At 52.8% G+C, this 18,540-nt stretch carries 14 protein-coding genes; 6 read left to right on the top strand and 8 right to left on the bottom strand.

Translation table 11 applies throughout. The features are described from left to right. Positions 1 to 13 precede the first annotated feature (13 nt). On the bottom strand, positions 14 to 1,936 hold the full coding sequence (locus IK012_RS02195) for a LamG-like jellyroll fold domain-containing protein (protein WP_290949833.1): 1,923 nt from the start codon (positions 1,934 to 1,936) through the stop codon (positions 14 to 16). A gap of 180 nt (positions 1,937 to 2,116) precedes the next feature. Between IK012_RS02195 and gmd the strand changes: the two genes are divergently transcribed. The 6 genes from gmd (at position 2,117) to IK012_RS02165 (ending at position 9,526) form a co-directional block, all read left to right on the top strand. Beyond that, positions 2,117 to 3,136, top strand: coding sequence for a GDP-mannose 4,6-dehydratase (gene gmd, locus IK012_RS02190; RefSeq protein WP_290949831.1), 1,020 nt, complete (start codon positions 2,117 to 2,119; stop codon positions 3,134 to 3,136). Then, positions 3,136 to 4,032 carry a GDP-mannose 4,6-dehydratase gene (locus IK012_RS02185; RefSeq protein ID WP_290949829.1) on the top strand — a complete coding sequence of 299 codons (897 nt, stop codon included), beginning with the start codon at positions 3,136 to 3,138 and terminating at the stop codon, positions 4,030 to 4,032. The genes gmd and IK012_RS02185 overlap by 1 nt, the downstream gene beginning before the upstream one ends. A gap of 7 nt (positions 4,033 to 4,039) precedes the next feature. Beyond that, positions 4,040 to 5,092 (top strand): glycosyltransferase family 1 protein, encoded by a 1,053-nt coding sequence (locus IK012_RS02180; protein ID WP_290949827.1) that lies wholly within the window; start codon positions 4,040 to 4,042, stop codon positions 5,090 to 5,092. Between the two features lie 9 nt (positions 5,093 to 5,101). Then, on the top strand, positions 5,102 to 6,046 hold the full coding sequence (locus tag IK012_RS02175) for a lysylphosphatidylglycerol synthase transmembrane domain-containing protein (protein WP_290949825.1): 945 nt from the start codon (positions 5,102 to 5,104) through the stop codon (positions 6,044 to 6,046). A gap of 129 nt (positions 6,047 to 6,175) precedes the next feature. Next, entirely contained in the window at positions 6,176 to 8,080 is a 1,905-nt protein-coding gene (locus IK012_RS02170; protein ID WP_290949823.1) for a hypothetical protein, read from the top strand. Positions 8,081 to 8,089: 9 nt separating this feature from the next. Continuing rightward, the gene (locus IK012_RS02165) at positions 8,090 to 9,526 is read left to right on the top strand and encodes a hypothetical protein (RefSeq protein ID WP_290949821.1); all 1,437 of its coding nucleotides are present in this window, start codon (positions 8,090 to 8,092) and stop codon (positions 9,524 to 9,526) included. Positions 9,527 to 9,532: 6 nt separating this feature from the next. Here IK012_RS02165 and IK012_RS02160 read toward each other — a convergent pair whose 3' ends face one another. The 7 genes from IK012_RS02160 to IK012_RS02130 all read right to left on the bottom strand — a co-directional run bounded on the left by IK012_RS02160 (position 9,533) and on the right by IK012_RS02130 (position 18,520). Continuing rightward, on the bottom strand, positions 9,533 to 10,564 hold the full coding sequence (locus tag IK012_RS02160) for an NAD(P)H-dependent glycerol-3-phosphate dehydrogenase (RefSeq protein ID WP_173378136.1): 1,032 nt from the start codon (positions 10,562 to 10,564) through the stop codon (positions 9,533 to 9,535). Between the two features lie 127 nt (positions 10,565 to 10,691). Next, positions 10,692 to 11,327 carry a glycerol-3-phosphate 1-O-acyltransferase PlsY gene (gene plsY, locus IK012_RS02155; protein WP_290949818.1) on the bottom strand — a complete coding sequence of 212 codons (636 nt, stop codon included), beginning with the start codon at positions 11,325 to 11,327 and terminating at the stop codon, positions 10,692 to 10,694. Next, positions 11,260 to 12,702 (bottom strand): ribosome biogenesis GTPase Der, encoded by a 1,443-nt coding sequence (gene der / locus IK012_RS02150; protein ID WP_173378138.1) that lies wholly within the window; start codon positions 12,700 to 12,702, stop codon positions 11,260 to 11,262. Before der ends, plsY begins: the two co-directional genes overlap by 68 nt. A gap of 34 nt (positions 12,703 to 12,736) precedes the next feature. Continuing rightward, on the bottom strand, positions 12,737 to 13,624 hold the full coding sequence (nudC, locus tag IK012_RS02145) for an NAD(+) diphosphatase (protein WP_290949815.1): 888 nt from the start codon (positions 13,622 to 13,624) through the stop codon (positions 12,737 to 12,739). A gap of 45 nt (positions 13,625 to 13,669) precedes the next feature. Next, positions 13,670 to 15,568 carry a biosynthetic arginine decarboxylase gene (gene speA / locus IK012_RS02140; protein ID WP_290949813.1) on the bottom strand — a complete coding sequence of 633 codons (1,899 nt, stop codon included), beginning with the start codon at positions 15,566 to 15,568 and terminating at the stop codon, positions 13,670 to 13,672. Positions 15,569 to 15,707: 139 nt separating this feature from the next. Next, complete coding sequence (locus IK012_RS02135; RefSeq protein WP_290949811.1) at positions 15,708 to 16,982, bottom strand: saccharopine dehydrogenase family protein; 1,275 nt, start codon at positions 16,980 to 16,982, stop codon at positions 15,708 to 15,710. Between the two features lie 68 nt (positions 16,983 to 17,050). Then, positions 17,051 to 18,520, bottom strand: a complete 1,470-nt coding sequence (locus IK012_RS02130; RefSeq protein WP_290949809.1) for an FISUMP domain-containing protein — start codon at positions 18,518 to 18,520, stop codon at positions 17,051 to 17,053. Positions 18,521 to 18,540: the final 20 nt, after the last annotated feature.

Raw genomic sequence — 18,540 nt, 5'->3', positions numbered from 1 at the left:
TATAAAGCAGCGATTATTCTTCAATTTCGCCGGCAATCCTAAATTTATAATACGCCATTTTGCCTTCGACGGCAACGGTAAACCTGTATTCACCAGGGGCGAGATTTACGCAAGACGTCAGTTTCATCTTGGGTACTGACGGATTGGTCAAATCAATACAGCCATAATGGACCTGCCCTGCGGCGAGATTCTCTGCAACGACATCGCCATTACGCAAAGTCAAGCCGAAGGTAGCGAGTTCTCCCAAATCCGTGATGAGTTGCGGCACAGTATCCGTAACGCACAGCTTTTCCATGAACATTTCTATTCCGACAGCATTAGCATCCAAGGAATCCTGGAACGTACTCAACGAAAGGCCTACACTGCAACTATCGTCATCTTCGTCAACAGTTAGCGTATCCGTTTCGCCAATGAATTCTTGATCAAAGGACACTTTGTAGCGCGGGACATTAGAAATTCTGAGCTGGTCGTACGCACCGGATGCAGTCAAAGCACTACGCACTCCGACTCCTTCCATGCAGCAACTGGACTTAAAGCCGATAATCAGCAGGTTTCCAAGGAGTTTGGAGCGCGTAGACGGAACATAGTCAAAATTATGTTCAGCACTAGCAACCTTCTTTCCGTTCAACCAGATGCTCATATAACCATCACCCCACTGGGCAGCGATAAGGTTCCAGTCGTCATTGAACGATGCAGCACCCTTAACGAAGTAATGCTTGTCAGCGTGGTTTTTCTGGAATACCAGTTCACCATCTTTGTACATGATGTGCATGCGGGATTCGTCATTGCCCAGAATCGTACGGACAGACTTATTTTTGAAGTCTTCGCCCGGACGGAACCAGAATTCTACCGTACCCGCCTTCATGGAATCAATCATATTGATGCCGAGCGGGGCAACTTCACCATCCTTGAGGGAAAGCGCCTTTCCGCAGACACCATCCACCAAAGTTCCTTCACGGTAAACCGTTTCAAGTTCGTCCATAAACACCGTGCTGTCATCCATGGCAAGTGCAGGCGCTACACAGACGTTCAAAGTGTAAGTCGAAGTTGTAGGAAGCTGAGCGTTGTCAAAATACGAACTAACACCGAAATTGGAGAAGTACTGCCAAAGAGACACGGTGTCTTCGTCGGTTTCCTGAATTACAACGGTATCGACATCCGCCGTATCGTCAATTACATCCGCCGTATCGTCAATTTCATAGCGCGCGATGTTCGAAATGCGGAACTGGTCAAATGCGCCCGCAGTCGTCATGCCTTGGTACTGACCAACGCCCTCCATGCAGCAGTTGGACTTGTAGCCAATCACGAAGAGGTTTTCGTAGGGAATGCCGCGCATGGCAGGAGCATAGCCCAAAGTATGTTCCTTCTTGACCACCAGTTTACCGTTCAGCCACAAGCTCATGTAGCCATCGCCCCACTGACCGGCAATCAAGTTCCAGCCACTATCCAATTCGGCGGCGGCTTGAACAAAATAATGCTGGTTGTGATGGTTCTTCTGGAAAATCAACTCTCCATTCTTGTAGAAGAAGTGAATTCGAGAACCGTCGTTACCCAAGAGGGTACGAGCGCTCTTATCATAGAACTGCGGGCCCGGCTTGAACCAGAATTCAACCGTACCCACCTTCATGGAATCGATTAAATTCACACCGAGAGGCGCCACCTGACCATCGGCCAAAGAAACTGCCTTTCCGCAAACACCATCTACCAGTTTCCCTTCTTGGTAAATGGTTTCCAATTCATCAAAGAACAGCGTATGGTCGTCCATCGACAATGCCGGTGCCTCACAGCGCAGGCCATTGCGCACATACGGATCGTACGTGTAAAAGCCCTTTTCTGCCGCAGCTCGGAAGTAGCCCGAAATTCCCAAGGCATCCACGCCTTCCCACACCGATAGCTTGAAGATGCTGCTGTCGTTTTGTGCCATGTTATTGACCATCGAGTCTTCTGTAGACCCGGCTGATCCGACATCACCTGAACAAGCACAAAGGAAAATTGCCCCAAGTGCCGACAAGCCAAGAATGTTTTTTAGCATAATAGTCCTCCTTCTTATCAAAAAGTTAGTGTATAATATAAATTAATTCAGTTTCAAAAGCAAAAAAATTGTATCTTTTTTTTCATGAAACGTGCACTTATTACAGGGATTACCGGCCAGGACGGTTCCTATTTGGCAGAATTGCTTCTCGAAAAAGGGTATGAAGTCTTCGGGCTCGTACGCCGCAAAAGCAAACTCGACTTTAACAACGCAGAACACCTCAAGGGAAAGGTGGAATTCATTTTCGGCGACATGACCGATTCCGCATCGCTCCTGCGAGCCATGGAAATTGCGAAACCCGATGAAATTTACAACCTTGCGGCCCAGTCCTTCGTGACGACCTCCTGGGAAACTCCGCTTTCTACAGCAGACATCAACGCCATCGGCGTGACCAAACTTCTGGAAGCAGTCCGACTTTGCAAGCCGGACACCCGCGTTTACCAAGCATCTACCAGCGAAATGTTCGGCAAGGTGCAGGCCATCCCGCAAAACGAGTCGACCCCGTTCTACCCGCGCAGCCCTTACGGCGTTTCCAAGCTTTACGGCCACTGGATTACCAAGAACTACCGTGAAAGTTACGGCATGTTCGCCTGCTCGGGCATCCTGTTCAACCACGAATCGGAACGTCGCGGCGCAGAATTCGTTACAAGGAAGATTACCATCGCCGTAGCCAAGATCAAAGCTGGCCTGCAGGACGTGCTCGAACTGGGCAACATGGATGCAAGCCGCGACTGGGGCCACAGCGCCGACTACGTGCGCGCCATGTGGCTCATGCTTCAGCAGCCCACGGCAGACGATTTCGTCATCGCCACCGGCAAGACGCACAAGGTCCGCGAATTTGTATTGCTCGCATTCAAGGCCGCCGGCATGGACATCGAATTCCACGGCGAAGGCGAAAAGGAATACGCCACCCTCAAGGGCACCGACAAGGTGGTCGTGAAGGTGAACCCGCAGTTCTTCCGCCCCGCCGAAGTCGACCTGCTTATCGGCGATGCCAGCAAGGCCAAGAAAGTTCTCGGCTGGGAACCGGAAATCAGCTACGAACAGCTGGTGCAGCGCATGGTCGAAAGCGATATGAAACTTCTCGCCGAAGGCAAGATTTAATGAATACCGTAGTCATCGGGGCAAAAGGTTTTGTCGGTGGCTACCTGGTAAAGGAACTCGCTTCCGCAGGGCACGAAGTCACCGCCGTAGATATTCCAGAAGTAAACCTCCTGGACCGCGAATGCATCGATGGACGTTTGCAAAACGCCAAGCCCGACTACGTGGTGAATCTCGCCGCCATCAGTTCCGTCGGCGCCTCCTGGAAAGATCCCGCATCGACAATCCAGGTGAACGTCGTCGGCACGATTAACCTGCTTGACGCCATCGCCACGCATTGCCCGAAGGCAAAGACGCTCCTTATCGGATCTGCCGAGGAATACGCCCAGCAAGATTCCCCGCTCAAGGAATGCTGCGACCGCGAGGCGAGCAACCCCTATGGCATCTCGAAAATAGCGCAGGAAAATTTCGCAGAACTCTACCGTAAAAAATACGGGATGAAAATCATCTGCACTCGTTCATTCAACCACACGGGTGTAGGCCAGCGCTCCAGTTTTGCGCTCCCGAGCTTTGTACAGCAGGTGGCCGCAATCGAAAAGAGCGGACAGCCGGGCGTAATCAAAGTCGGAAACCTCAGTGCATGGCGCGATTTTTCGGACGTGCGCGACGTAGTACACGTCTACCGCATGCTTCTTGAAAACGAGAACAAGTACGAAGTCTACAACGTCGGTTCGGGAATTGCCCACAAGGTTGGCGAGCTACTGGATACCATCATCGGATTTGCTTCTGTCAAAATCGAAGCCGTCCAGGATCCCGAAAAGATGCGCCCCGTCGATATTCCCTACCAGTGCTGCGACAACTCTCGCATCGTGGAATGCGGCTACTGGAACGGCACAAAAATCGAAGAAACTCTGAAATGGATGTTCGACCATGAAATCGGCGCCAAAAATTGCAATTGACGCCCGCATGGTAAGCAGGTCCGGAATCGGCACCTGCATTCAACACTGGCTGCGCGATGTGGGCTACAGCATCGCACTTGGCGACCCGAAAGATCTTGATGCCTACAAAGATTCCGTTCCGACGCAGATTCCTTTTGTCAGCGGCATTTACGGCTACAAGGAACAACTGAAGTTCCCGTACTGCAAACTGCGGAAAGCAAAGCCAGATGTTTTGCACATCCCGCACTGCAACGTGCCCCTTTTCTACCGCGGGAAGATGATGGTGACGGTCCACGACCTCACCCACCTGGTATACCCTGAATTCCTGCCGATGAAACTTGCGCACCTGTACTTCAAGTTCATCTTCTGGTTTATCTGCAAGCGCGCAAACCGCATTCTCGTAGATTCCGAAAACACCAAGCAGGACTTGCTCCGGTTCTACAAGGCCGACGCCAAAAAGATGACCGTCGTCCCGCTGGGCTACGGAAAAGAATTCGTCCGCAAGCCTAAAGAAGAAATTGAATACCTGTACGGCAAGTACAACATACCCCGCGACAAGAAGATTATCCTGTACGTCGGGAACTTGTTGCCTCACAAGAACCTGAACGGGCTCTTGGAAGGTTTCGCCCGCATGCAAGGGCGCGAAGGCTGCCGCCTCGTGCTTGTCGGGAAGGCGTTCGATGGGCGCACGCAAGACACCCGCGAAAAAGATTTGGGAATCGAAGGCCTCACCATTCACGCCGGCATGGTAAGCCAAGAAGACCTCGTAAACTTCTACAACCTGGCCGACCTGTTCGTGCTGCCCTCCCTTTACGAAGGATTCGGGCTCCCCGTACTCGAGGCCTTTGCCTGCGGCACGCCCGTAGCCTGCTCCAATACATCGTCGCTACCCGAAGTCGGCGGCAACGTGGCAAAGTATTTCGATCCGAAGGATGCCGAAAGTATCGCCCGCACATTGGACGATTCCATTGACGACAAGGGCAAGTACGATCAAGAAATTCTCGACTGGGTGAGCAAATTTACCTGGGAATCGAGCGCACGGCAAATTCGAGAAATCGCAACGGAACTTGCAGCAAAATAAGAGGGCGCCATGCAGCAAGGTTCGGCAAAGAAGATTCTTTCGGGCTTATTGAAGGCCGTCATCAGCATTGGCGGGCTTATATATATATTCTACAAGGTTCCCTTCGCCGACGTATGCGGGCACTGGACAGCACAGGCCTTCCCCTGGATTGCGCTTATCCTTTTCTGCACGCTTTTCAGCATGTTCATCCAGGCGAACCGCTGGCGCGGCCTCTTGCTCGAAGAAGGCAAAAAGATCAAGTTCCGCACTTTCTACGCCTACATCGCCCTCGGGTACTTCTTCAACAACCTGTTGCCCAGCGGGTTCGGCGGCGATGCCGTCAAGACAATCGCCTTCGGCCGACGCTTCGGAAACATGGCCAATTCAGTTGCCGCAGTTGCCATCTCGCGTGTCATGGGCCTCCTCGCGATGTTCATCTGCTTTTTTGCGACCCTCCCCTTCGTCATCGCCCGCTACGATATTCCCGCCGTCTATACGGGAGCAGTCTGCGCCGTAGCACTTGTCTCCGCCCTAATTATTGTCGGCGGGCTTTTTTCAGATAAAATAAGGATTCCCGCAAAAATCGCTGTGCGCATACCATTCCTTACAAAGTTGCAAGACGCATTTTCCATTTACCGCGGGTACAAAAAAGCATTTTTCCTTTCGGGTCTCGATTCCATTTGGCTACAGATTTCATCCATCGCCATCCATTACGCCTATTTCCAAGCCGTGGGCGTCCCCGTGGACCTAGCGACAATCACCGTATTCATGACCATCACCATCACGGTATCGATGTTGCCCATTTCGATAAACGGCATCGGCATCCGCGAAGGCGTAAACGTGAGTCTTTTCACTGGACTTCTCGGCATTCCTGCCGATATTGTCCTTGCCGCGGCACTCCTGGGTTATATTCCAATGCTCTTCCAGGCAGTTCAGGGCGCTTTCGTCTTTGCGGCCCTCGGCAAGCAGAAATAGGCTTTTTCGCCCTTTTTTCGAATTTCAAGACAGCAAATTTGACGGAAAGCACATTTTTCCGATAAAAAGCACCCTTTTCGCCTTTTTTTTCTTATTTTTATTTTACAAACAAGAAACAAGAAGGGTCATATGAAAATACTTTCCAAAGTTTCCATATTCACATTCTGCACCCTGGCCTACCTGACAGGATGTTCCACCGACGAAGGAGACGATTTCATTTCGGGCTCCAACACCAGCGTTGACGGGCCTCAGGAAACCAAGGTGAATGTCGTTTCCGGATGTGAAGAAATCACCGACGATGCAGACAAGGCCACAATCGAACAAATCAAGACGAACCTTACAGATGTCTTTTCCTCTTTTGGCGAAGGGGACCTGAACAAGACACAGGAACTGAGTTCCACAACAAAATCTTCTATCGAAGCCATCCTCAAAAAGTATCCCGGAAACTGCGAAGCACAACTCGCCTATGCTGCAGCCATCATCTCGGATGTCGTAAACAACAAGAAGATCAACAACTTCCTCGACACGCTCGCTGCACGCCAGGGCAAGACCAAGTATGACCTCTTCACAAAAGACGTCGACGACGCAGCCGAGTTTTCGTTCAACTACACCATCAATTCCACTGAAGAAATCCGCGGAATCTTGGTGAGCGACGTGCAATCCGCCATCGGAAGCATCCTTCCGTCCTTGGATTCCGCCATCAGCTACATGACGAACATCGCAAACGATGATGAATTCACGTGCACGTACTTCATCAACGACCGAGACATCGAGCTGGACCGCGGTGATTTCGCCCCGGTTCTTGCCGCCATGTATGTGGCGAAGGCAAGCCTTACCGCTCTTGTCAGCATAAACCTGAACATTGACGAGAACGGAAGTTACGACTGGATCGATTCCCTGATGGAACTGGAATACAAGTTCAACTACTATTCCAACCACGGTTTCGAACACCTGTTCAAGTTCCTCGGAAAAGACAGCAAGTTCACCACCATCCACAATTCCTGGAAAACGGAATACAAGAACATCCCGAACCTGCTGGACAGCGCCATCACCTACGTGCAATTCGGCCTGCAGTACGGCCTGGAAGAAGCCGAGAACGGAATGGAAACCCAGAAGAACGACCTGTACATCGTCGGTGACGGCGAAGAAGCCCATTTGAGCACCGCAGATGCACAGAAAATAATCGATTCCCTGACCACCATCAGGAAACAACTCCACGAAGGATTCGAAATCCAGTATGCCGAAGGCAAGACCATAAAGGTCAACATTTCCAAGCTGTTCGAAAACACCGACGGCATCCAGAAATTCCTGCCGTACCACGTTGTCAACGACAGGTCCAAATGGGTGAACCCCGATGGCGGTTTCTACTGGTCTGAAGAACTGGAATACCATGCATACGCCCAAAGATACATGCAGGGCTATATCGGTGAAAGCTACCATGCCTACAACCCCGAAGGCCGCGATATCATGGTGGATAGCCATGAAGAAGATGGCACTACCGGTTACGTCTACCTGGAAGTTTACAACCCGTACGAAAAGGCTAAAATCCGTTACGACGTAGATGGCTGCAAGATAAGCTTCACCTTCGTATTCTTCGGCAACAGCATCCCGGGTATTGAAGATGTTGATCCCCTTGAAACCGCCCCGTGGGAAATTCCGCCTATCACACTCCCTGCAGGAATGTGCAAGGATGACAATGGCACCATCAAGTACGCCGTGGCATACCGCGAAAACGAGGTCCCCAACTACGGGTACTTTACCGACAAGAACGGCAAAAAGACCGTGACCCTCCAGGAACTCGTCAACGGAAAGATGGTTGATTCCAAAGTCGAATCGTACAAATACGAAGACCTCCGCAATATTATCTTCTTCCCCGACGTGACGTTCGGCGGAATCTTCCCCGACATGACCGAAGACATCTTCTGGGATGAATTCGTCAAGAGCATCATCGACGACGATGACGACTATGATGACGAAGACGACTGGGAAGACGAGAGTGACTGGGAAGATTGGGACGTTCTGGAAGAACTCTAATAGTCAACGGTGAATACTTTTTTTAAATCGCTGTACGCCCTCGGATTGACAAGTTTCCTTGCAACGTCCTTGGCGTATGGCGAAGTCTCGACAAAAGGCCTCGCCCAATGCGGCGGGCTTTTTTTGTTGGATTCCGATTCAAAGGACCTGAGTGGTACTTTCTGCCACGTGAACGATTCCGTCAGCGCAGGCAAATACACCGTTTTCGCGGGCCTCTCCAATTACCGAATCAGCGGTTTATGGAATGACGGTTGGACGCTTTCTTTGAACAGCAACCGCACCATCGGTTCCGCAGGCATCCAGGCCGATTTCCGGCATATTACACTATCCGCGAAGGCTAGCAGCCAGCCTTCCCTTGCCTCAAGCATAACGGCGCATACTGCGGACTCCTCGTTCTATGCATCGGCGACTTTCGAACGCGGGAACCCAGAACTTGCCACCATCAGCTGGGAATCCGAAAACGACAGCGACGAAGTTCACTTTATCGAAGCCCGCTGGGAAACCGAATACCTGAGGAAAGGTTTCGCCATAGGAGCAAGAATCGCGGGCAACGACGTTGACGCCCATCTGGAACAAATCCGCACGGTTCCGCAGAACGTCCACCGCGAATACTACATCAAGGATTCCTCTCGCGTATGGTTCTGGGATTCCCGATTCGCGCACCGTTTCGAGAGAAGCCGGCTGGAACTCTATTACGCAGGCCTTTACGCAGACGCGAACATATTCGGCAACACCTACCGCGACAACAGCATCAAACGGTTCATGTACATCCCGCTAGAGGCGAACCTCCACTACGGCGATATCCGCTGGGAGCATCAATCGTTCGGCCTGCAGGCACGCGGCCTCAAAGCCGATATCCGGATGGAGAAAAACAACAAGCGATTCTTCGAGACGTTCGCCCCGAACCGCCTGCTACCAGCCTCCCTCTCGCAGACGCTCTCGTTTTCATTCTTGCAAAGGAACTACCGGGTCGACGCCGACCTGGACCTTTCCGCCATTACGCTCGGAGGGCATTTCAGCCCGCAATTCGACATAACCCGGCACACAAAGATTACCCCCCGCATCGATATCCACGGATACTACACCTACGACGACGTAAGCGTAGACAAGGCATCGGAAACGACTTCCTTTATCGGATTCAAGTCCGAGAACGAATCTTGGTCATGGATGCTCGAGAGCTACGGAATCATCGCCGGGCTCGGCGTTTCCGTAGAACGCGCGACGCAGGGCATATTGCGCAACCTCTCGCTTTTCGCCACGGCCACGCAGCTAATCCCGCTAAAGACCGACTTTATCGAGCGGGGCAAAAGCGAAAAGCAGGAAAGTTCCGCCCCGGAAACTCCGGAACAAACCTCCCCCGACGAAAACAAAAACGCCGGACTGGAATCCGGCAAGATTTTCCGAAACGGGTTTGGCGCCCATCTCGGATTTTCAATTCTGTTCTAAAGAGGATTAGCCCCAGACTTCGGTCTTGAGCTCGCGACCCCACATGTCCCTGAGGACATCTTCGACGGTCTTGCCTTCGAAGAGGAGCGCATGGACGGAATTCACGATAGGCATCTCGACACCGAGCTTGTCGGCAAGGGCCTTGGTGCTCTTGCAGGTGGGCACGCCTTCGGCCACCATCTTCATGCCGGCCAAAATCTGGTCGATCGTTTCACCACGACCGATGTGTTCGCCCACATAGCGGTTGCGGCTATGCTGCGAGAGGCAGGTCACGATGAGGTCGCCCATGCCGGCGAGACCGGCAAACGTTTCGGGCTTTGCGCCGAGCGCCTTGCCCAGGCGGCACATTTCGGCCTGGCCGCGCGTAAGGAGGGCAGCGCGAGAGTTGTCACCAATCTTGAACTTGCCGCTAGCCTCGAGCCCGTAGAGCACGCCAGAGGCAATGGCAATCACGTTCTTCACGGAACCGCAGAGTTCCACGCCGATGATGTCGGTAGAGCTGTAAACGCGCAGGTAAGAGCAGCTCATCACCTTCTGCACGAACTTCGCAGATTCTTCGCTCACGCTCGCCGCCACGATGGCCGTCATGATATGGCGGCTAACTTCTTCGGCATGCGACGGACCGCTGAAGGCGACCATCTTCTCGTCGGTAAGCCACGGCACGTTTTCGAGGAGCACTTCGCTCATCAGCTGGTTCGTACCTTCGAGGATACCCTTCGTAGCGCATACGACAACGGGTTCCTTGCCCTTCGCCGGAGTCCACTTGCCGAGATTCTTGGCAACACCGCCCATGAACTGGGACGGCACCACGATAAGCACCATGTCGCAGCCTTCGAGAGCGGCATTCATGTCGGTCGTGTACTTGAAATCCGCCGGGAAAATCACGCCGGGGAGTTTGTCCTTGTACTGATGTTCCGTGGAAAGCAAATCCACTTCGGCCTGCGAGTTTGTCCAGAAAGAGACTTCGCATTTATTTTCATAAACCACCTGACCGAGAGTCAGGCCCCATCCACCAGTACCTAAAACTGTAACCTTCATAATATCGTTCCTAATTTAAACAACAGTTACTAGTCAATAGTTACCAGTTACTAGAATGCTCGAAAAAACAGCCTAGCAACTCGGAACTCAGAACTAATAACTCCTATACCTATACAATCTACAATATTTACGCTTTCGGAGTCTTGCGTTTGCTGCCAAAACCGTTCTCGGTGCCGTTCATAAGGCGCTTGATATTGGACTTGTGCTTCACAATCACGAAAACGGCCACTATAAGGCAGGTAATCATCAATCCCAGGTTGATATCGTCCGGCGGGAAGGGCAACTTGAAGTAGCCCATCACGCCCAGAGCGCCGAGGGCGACGCAGGCGCCGATGCTACCGACAGACACGTACTTGGTCGAGAACGTGAGCACGACCCACACCCCGAGGCACGTAAGCGCCGTAATCGGGCAAAGCGCGAGGAAAACGCCCAGAGCGGCAAGAACACCCTTGCCCCCGCGGAAACCGGCAAAGCAGGTGAAGCTGTGCCCGAGAATCACGAGGATACCCGCAACAAGCGGAACCCAACTAGAATAGTCGGCACCACCGGCGGCCACCTGCATTTCGCACAACCTCATGGCAATCCAGGGGCCGAAGAACCCCTTGAGCAAATCCAAGAACACCACGGGGAGCGCAGGCTTCCAACCGAGCACGCGGAACGTGTTGGTGAGGCCCGCATTCTTGGAGCCGTAGTCCCTAATGTCGAACGACTTTCCCTTTGCGAGCTTTGCTATCCATATGGCGCTGGGAATCGACCCCAGCAAGTACGCTATTGGAAGACTCAGTAAACTGTTCAAGTTCTTCATCCTTTCTGAGAGTTAACTTCTGGTCGAAATTCAAGCGGAGGGGTGCACCCTGCAACTGGAATTCCTCATAAAACTTTTTGAGCAAGTAACGCTTGTACGACTCGTCCACCAGTTCGGGCGTGCGGGTCTCGATAGCGATAACGGGCGGCTCCACCATGATCTGGCATGCGCGCGTAAGCGACACCACGCGGGCGTTGTGGCTCGGCGGAGCCTTCTCTTGCAAGAAGTTCGCAAAGCTTTCGGCGACACGGTCGCGGCCCAGCACACGGCGGCAGTTGGCATACACGGTCTGTATCGCCTGCACCACACGGTTGATGCGCTGGCCTTCTTTAGCGCTGATCGAAATGATGGGCACGTACTCAAGCATCGGTTCGCGTTCGAGCATTTCCTTGACCATGTGGTCAAAGCTCTTCTCGGTCTTGTTCGGGAGAATGTCCCACTTGTTCAAGACCACCACAAGGCCCTTGCCCGCCTTGCGGATTTCGGTAATGATGCGGAAGTCCTGCACTTCGAGCCCGCGGGTGCAATCCACCATCAGCACGGACACGTCGGAGCGGCGCACGCTTTCGAGCGTACGCATGTTGCTGAAGATTTCGACTTCGTCTTCGACCTTCGCCTTCTTGCGCAGGCCCGCCGTATCGGTCACCACGAACTTCTGGCCATCAACGACAAAATCGCAGTCGATGGAATCGCGGGTCGTACCTGGAATGTCAGAGACCACCGCGCGGTCTTCGTTCAGCAGGCGGTTCAACAGCGTGCTCTTGCCCGCATTCGGGCGACCGAGGATGGCGAAACGGATGGGGCGTTCTTCCCTGCGTTCTCCGCGTACGGGAGTCGGGAGCACCGATATGACTTCGTCCAGCAGGCTCAGGCAGGCATACCCCGTAAGCGCACTGATGGTGCGGGGCAAGCCGAAACCAAGCTTGAGGAACTCATAGCTTTCTTGGCGGTCACCCTGCTGCTCGCTCTTGTTCGCCACGAGAATCACCTTCTTGTCTTCTTTATGGACAAGGCGCGCGAACTGCTGGTCGAGCTTGGTAATGCCCACGCGGACATCCACCATGAAGAGCACCAGGTCGGATTCCTTCACGGCGTTGAAAATCTGCGCACGGACGCTGTCGGCCAACACGTCGATGGTATCGTCAGGCAAGAATCCGCCCGTATCGACCACCGTAAACTCATGGCCCTTGTAATTGGCCGTCTGGTAATGCCTATCGCGGGTAACGCCGTCACGGTCAGAAACGACCGCGGCTCGCCGCCCCAGGATCCGGTTAAAAAGAGAGGACTTCCCAACATTCGGGCGTCCGATAATACATACGACAGGTAATTTCATCGTATGTAAATATAGAAAAACAAAGGGAGAAAACCTAGAGCGTAAAGCCGCGGCGGAAGTTCTCGATGAGGCAGCAGCTGATGCTCACGTCGGTTTCGTACTCGGGAATGTCTTCGCGTTTGACCCACATGGCCTCGGAAAGTTCTTCCTGCTGCATGCGGATGGTGTCGTCGCCGTCGAGTTCGGCGGTAAAGCCCGCGATAAGCGAGTCGCTGAACGGCCACGGCTGCGAACCGAAATAGCGGATATTTTTCACGCGGAGGCCCGCCTCTTCCATCACTTCGCGGTGAACGGCCTGTTCAAGGCTTTCACCCACTTCCACAAAGCCCGAAATCAAGAAGAGGCGCGGGTTCGGATTGTCGATGTTATGGGCCATCAAAAGTTTGTCGCCGTTACGGACCGCAACGATGACCACCGGCGAGATGCGCGGGTACACGACATTCCCGCATTTTGGACAAACTATAGAACGTTCATGATCACCGCGGATAATCACGTTCCCGCATTTGCCACAGAACCTGTTCAGCGATTCCCAATGAGCGATATGGACCGCAGTAGCGCCGCCCATGCGTTCCACGGGATTCATGGTGCGGAAAGTGCGGTTGCCCATAAATTCGTAACCTTCAGGCGTCGCGACAGTATCGGCCGGTTTCGCCTCGATGCTATCGTCCAGGAAAAACGCCGTATCGTCGATGCTGAAAAGGTAGTGGCCTTCGAAATCGGCAAGCGTCTTGCCTTCAAGCGCGAGGAGTTCGCCCACGCGGGGAATAGCGTAACCAACGGCCGAAGCGCCTTCCTGGCCGGAAGTTGCGACCTTCTTCAAAAGAGTCTTCGCACCGTCGTAGCGGATAACAAAATCCGTAGGCTTGGGGTCACAAACCTTGAATTCGTTATTCAGCACGTGAGGCAAAATGTCATGAATCATAAGAACTTCACTATGCCCTCGGCAAGCCCAGGGCACTGTTCGAAACTATTCCAAATACGTGTACCCGTACAAGCCGCCGCGGTAGATGTTCAGGAATTCCTTGCCTTCCTGCAAGGAAATCTTTCCTTCCTTCACGGAGCGAGACACCCAGTTTTCCATGGTGCGCACGAGAGCCTTGTCGCTGAAGTTCACGTAGTCGAGCACGTCTTCCACGGATTCGCCATCGATAATCTTGTCGATTTCGTAACCGCCCTTCTCGTTACAGACGATGTGAACGGCGTTGGTATCACCGAAGAGGTTGTGCAAGTCACCGAGGATTTCCTGGTAGGCACCCACGAGGTAGACCGCGATGTAGTACGGTTCGCCGTTCTTGAGTTCATGCAACGGGAGCGTGCGGCTCACGTCGCCACCACGGACGAACATGTCGATTTTACCGTCGGAGTCGCAAGTGACATCCTGCAGGGTGGTTTCTACAGTCGGTTCTTCGTTCAAACGCTGGATAGGCATGAGCGGGAAAACCTGGTCCACGCCCCAACTGTCGGGCAGGCTCTGGAACAAACTGAAGTTGCAGAAGTACTTCTGGGCCAAAAGACGCGGGAGTTCGCTCAGTTCGTAAGGCGGATGGCGCAAATCCTTCGCGAGCAGGTCCACCTTGCGCACGATACTCCAGAACAGGCGTTCGCACATGGCGCGGGTCGGCAAGTCGTAATCGCCCACCTTGAAACCGTTGAGCACGTCGTCGTTCAGCTGGATGGCATCGTGCCAGCTTTCGAGCAGGTTCTTCGGGGTAAGTCCCTTGTAAATGCCGTAAAGATCCTTCAACGCATCGGGAGCGTCGTCTTCGATCTCATGGATGTTTTCGTCGAAGAACGCCTGGCCGGCTGTTTCCAGCACGTTGAACACCAAGATGGAATGGTGCGCCGCAAGTGCACGGCCCGATTCCGCAATGATGTTCGGATGTTCGACTCCACCGTTTTCGCAGGCTTCATACATGGCGTACACCACGTCGTTCGCATATTCCTGGATGGAGTAGTTCACCGAGCTCGCGTTGGAACTGCGGGTGCCGTCGTAATCGACGCCGAGGCCGCCGCCCACGTCCACGAATTCGAGGGCCATGCCCATCTTCTTAATTTGCACGTAGAACTGCGAAACTTCGCGAAGGCCGCTCTTGATGTGGCGAATGTTCGTAATCTGGCTACCCAAGTGGAAGTGGATGAGCTTCATGCAGTCTTCCATCTTCTCTTCCTTGATGTAGTCAAGCGCTTCGAGCAGTTCGGAACTGTTGAGGCCGAACTTGCTGTGGTATCCGCCGGATTCTTCCCACTTGCCGCTACCGGAGCTCGCAAGCTTGATGCGGATGCCGATGTTCGGGCGCACGCCGATACGACGAGAAAGTTTCACCACCAGGTGGAGCTCGTTCATCTTCTCGACGACGATGAAAATCTTCTTGCCCATCTTCTGCGCGAGGAGGGCAAGTTCAATGAAGTCTTCGTCCTTGTAGCCGTTGCAGATGATCAGCGAATCCGGGTTGTCCATGTTCGCGAGCACCGCATGCAGCTCCGGCTTGGAACCGGCCTCGAGACCGATGTTGTACTTTTTGCCGTGACTGACGATTTCTTCCAAAACGGCGCGTTGCTGGTTCACCTTGATCGGGAAGATGCTGTAGTAGCTCCCGTGAAAACCGTATTCCTTGCGGGACTTGTTGAAGCACTCGTTGATCTTCTCGATGCGGGTGTCCAGGATATCCGGGAAACGCAACAGCATCGGGGTAGAAACATCGCGGAGCGAAAGTTCCTGCACCAACTCGTAAAGGTCGATGTCCGGTCCGCCTTCCTTGAGCGGATGCACCGTCGCATGGCCCTTCTCGTTGATGTCGAAGTAGTTCACGCCCCAGCCCTTGACATTGTACAAGTCACGGGAATCGTCAATGCGCCATTTTTTCATTATTTGATCTCAAGAATCAGGTTTCAAGTTTTGGTCACTAGTCACTAGTCATTAGTCAATTGTTTATAACCAGGCGCCTATGGCGCGATAATTACAACTAACGACCAATGACCAACAACCAATGACCACTCCATGATTTTTAATCCACAAGCACCGGGTTAAAGTTTTCCTGCCACGGGAGGCCGTACTTGGTGAGGGCTTCCATGAACGGATCGGGGTCGAACTCTTCGACAGTATGCACGCCCGGCTTGTTCCACTTGCCGGTGAGCACCATCATGGCGCCGCACATGGCCGGAACGCCAGTCGTGTAGGCGATAGCCTGGCTGCCGAGTTCCTTGTAGCATTCCTGGTGGTCGCAGACGTTGTACAGGTAGTACGTCTTGTCCTTGCCGTCCTTCTTGCCCTTGAAGATACAACCGATGTTGGTCTTGCCCACCGTGCGGGGGCCGAGGCTTGCCGGGTCCGGAAGGAGAGCCTTCAAGAACTGGATAGGCACGATGTCCTGGCCCTGGAACTTGATGGGCTGGGTGGAGAGCATGCCCACGTCTTCGAGGCAACGCATGTGGTCCAGATAGCTCTGGCCGAACGTCATGAAGAAGCGGATGCGCTTCACGCCCGGGATGTTCTGGGCGAGAGATTCAATTTCTTCGTGGTGCAGCAAGTACATGTCCTTCTGGCCGACCTGGTCGAAGTTGTACACGCGCTTGATGCTCATGGCGGGGATTTCAACCCAGTGGCCCTTGCCGTTCTCGTCGGTGTCCCAGTAGCTGCCCGGGGCGGAGACTTCGCGGAGGTTGATTTCGGGGTTGAAGTTCGTCGCAAACTTGTAGCCGTGATCGCCACCATTGCAGTCGAGAATGTCGATTTCCTCGATGGTGTCGAACTGGTGCTTCAAAGCGTAGGCGCAGTAGGCCTGAGAAACACCCGGGTCGAAGCCGGAACCCAACAGTGCCGTGAGGCCGGCCTTTTCAAACTTTTCTTTATAAGCCCACTGCCAGCTGTAGTCGAAGTAGGCGCTGAAGCCCTGTTCCTTGCAGCGCTTGTCGTAGACCTTGCGCCATTCCGGATCGTCGATGTTTTCGGGCTCGTAGTTCGCCGTGTCCATGTAGTTCACGCCACATTCAAGGCAGGCGTCCATGATGGCGAGGTCCTGGTACGGGAGCGCGATGTTCATCACGAGGTCGGGCTTGTATTCCTTGATGAGTTTCACGACATTTTCAGCCTTGTCGGCATCCACCGCGGCAGTCGTAATGACCGTCTTAGTATTCGGGCGCAGTTCCTGTGCCAGCTTTTCGCAGTTTTCGCGGTGACGGCTAGCGATGCAGATTTCACTGAACACTTCGCTTGCCGTGCAGCATTTCTTGATAGCAACCGTGGCGACAGCGCCACAACCGATAATCAAAGCTCTTGCCATTTTGTGTTTATCCTCATTATGGAATTGTTAGCCCCATAAATTTAGGAAAAACTGAAAGGCAATTTCACTTACTTATCCGCAATTTCGTCTTTTAGACAGCGGATAGAGTTAAAGCCCGACTTGAACACGGCCGTATCGGCCATATATTCGGAATATACCACATGGCGTTCGTCCAGAGTGTAGACGTGAGCACGCTTTTCTATGAAAGAAGGAATGATATCATAATAAGGTTCTGCAGTCCACAAGAATGCCGAGCCCCCGTATGTGGCGTAAATGTCATTATCTGTTGTATCAACACGCCCTGCGCCCACTAGCGCAAAACCGTATTCGTCGTCACCGGGATCTTTGTCCCAGCCAACGCTAGACTTCAGCGCATGCGCGTTCTTGTACCCGCCACCAACAGCATCCAGCAGTTTGGCGAATTCGACGCGGTTCGGCAAGTGCCACCCTTCAGGGCAAATCCCGCGAATATTTTTCTGACTAACATGTTTCGTCAAGAAGGAATAGTCGAAAGCCCCGGAATCCATAGCCGCAGCCCAAGTGTAAAGTCGCCCATAAAATTTATTCGAATCCGGATCATCCAAGTATGCCGATTTCACGCGTCCTTCAAGAACAGGCGTCTTTACGCTATCGGCGTAATTGAGATTTTCCGCCATCCACGTCTGCCTTCCGATAGTCACCGTCTTATATGTCTGCTCGTCACGGGCATCCGTAAATTCCCCCTTCTTCACAGTCGACGGATCAACAAGTGTCTCATGTCGCTCGTAGTTCTTTATGCAACGGACAGAAAGTCCCGAAGCCTTGGTCGGCGCATATATAGCATCTGACACTTTCGAATTCCGCATATAGGCGCGTGCCAAAGAATCCGACAACTCCATGGTTGTCCAAAAATATGCATTCCAGGTTTCCAGATTCGATGTACCGGCCATACTATAGCGCATAAAGCCCGCTGGCAAAAAAGTAAGCCCATAAACATTCGTATTAAGGGAATCCTCCCATTTCGGGGCGCCTGCGCCGAAAAGATTTTTTTGATAGAAGACGGGGCCGTCTATCTCCTCATATTCAAGAACATGCCACCCTTCAGGGCAAATTCCCTGGAAGTTTTTAGGTACCGAGCAAACCGTCATAAAGCCACAGCCGGATTTAGCAGAATCCATCGCCACAGCATACGTGTACAGACGTCCATACAAATCGCAATTTTCGCGGGCACACCAGGTATGGAGCGTATCGCCCACATCGTAGTTCAGGTTTTCCGCCATCCATACCTTTCCGTCAAACTCTATGGTCTTGTAGACCTTATTATCGCGAGAGTCCACAAGTTCGCCATAAGACAATCCTGGATTCATGTAATCCCAAGCGGTGATTACGGAACTAGAACTCTTAGCGCTGCTGGAGCTTTCTTCCACCGATGAATACGGTTCAATGCTACTTGAAATTTCATCTACGGAATTGGAATCTCCAGGCAAAAGGATACTGGGATCATCGTCGCCACACGCTCCTAATACTAGGGCGACGAAAGCGGATGTTGCAATCAACAAGCGTAAAGAATGGTTTTGAA

Source organism: Fibrobacter sp. (assembly GCF_017551775.1).
Classification (GTDB): domain Bacteria; phylum Fibrobacterota; class Fibrobacteria; order Fibrobacterales; family Fibrobacteraceae; genus Fibrobacter.
The sequence above is the reverse complement of the archived record's forward strand: the minus strand, read 5'-3'. Positions and strand labels throughout refer to the sequence as shown.

Bases quoted from the DNA above. Each gene is read 5' to 3' on its own strand.
- IK012_RS02195 (WP_290949833.1), bottom strand. From the start codon at position 1,936: ATGGTCAATAACATGGCACAAAACGACAGCAGCATCTTCAAGCTATCG.
- nudC (WP_290949815.1), bottom strand. From the start codon at position 13,624: ATGATTCATGACATTTTGCCTCACGTGCTGAATAACGAATTCAAGGTT.
- IK012_RS02135 (WP_290949811.1), bottom strand. From the start codon at position 16,982: ATGGCAAGAGCTTTGATTATCGGTTGTGGCGCTGTCGCCACGGTTGCT.
- IK012_RS02160 (WP_173378136.1), bottom strand. From the start codon at position 10,564: ATGAAGGTTACAGTTTTAGGTACTGGTGGATGGGGCCTGACTCTCGGT.
- IK012_RS02185 (WP_290949829.1), top strand. From the start codon at position 3,136: ATGAATACCGTAGTCATCGGGGCAAAAGGTTTTGTCGGTGGCTACCTG.
- speA (WP_290949813.1), bottom strand. From the start codon at position 15,568: ATGAAAAAATGGCGCATTGACGATTCCCGTGACTTGTACAATGTCAAG.
- IK012_RS02180 (WP_290949827.1), top strand. From the start codon at position 4,040: ATGGTAAGCAGGTCCGGAATCGGCACCTGCATTCAACACTGGCTGCGC.
- IK012_RS02175 (WP_290949825.1), top strand. From the start codon at position 5,102: ATGCAGCAAGGTTCGGCAAAGAAGATTCTTTCGGGCTTATTGAAGGCC.
- gmd (WP_290949831.1), top strand. From the start codon at position 2,117: ATGAAACGTGCACTTATTACAGGGATTACCGGCCAGGACGGTTCCTAT.
- der (WP_173378138.1), bottom strand. From the start codon at position 12,702: ATGAAATTACCTGTCGTATGTATTATCGGACGCCCGAATGTTGGGAAG.
- IK012_RS02170 (WP_290949823.1), top strand. From the start codon at position 6,176: ATGAAAATACTTTCCAAAGTTTCCATATTCACATTCTGCACCCTGGCC.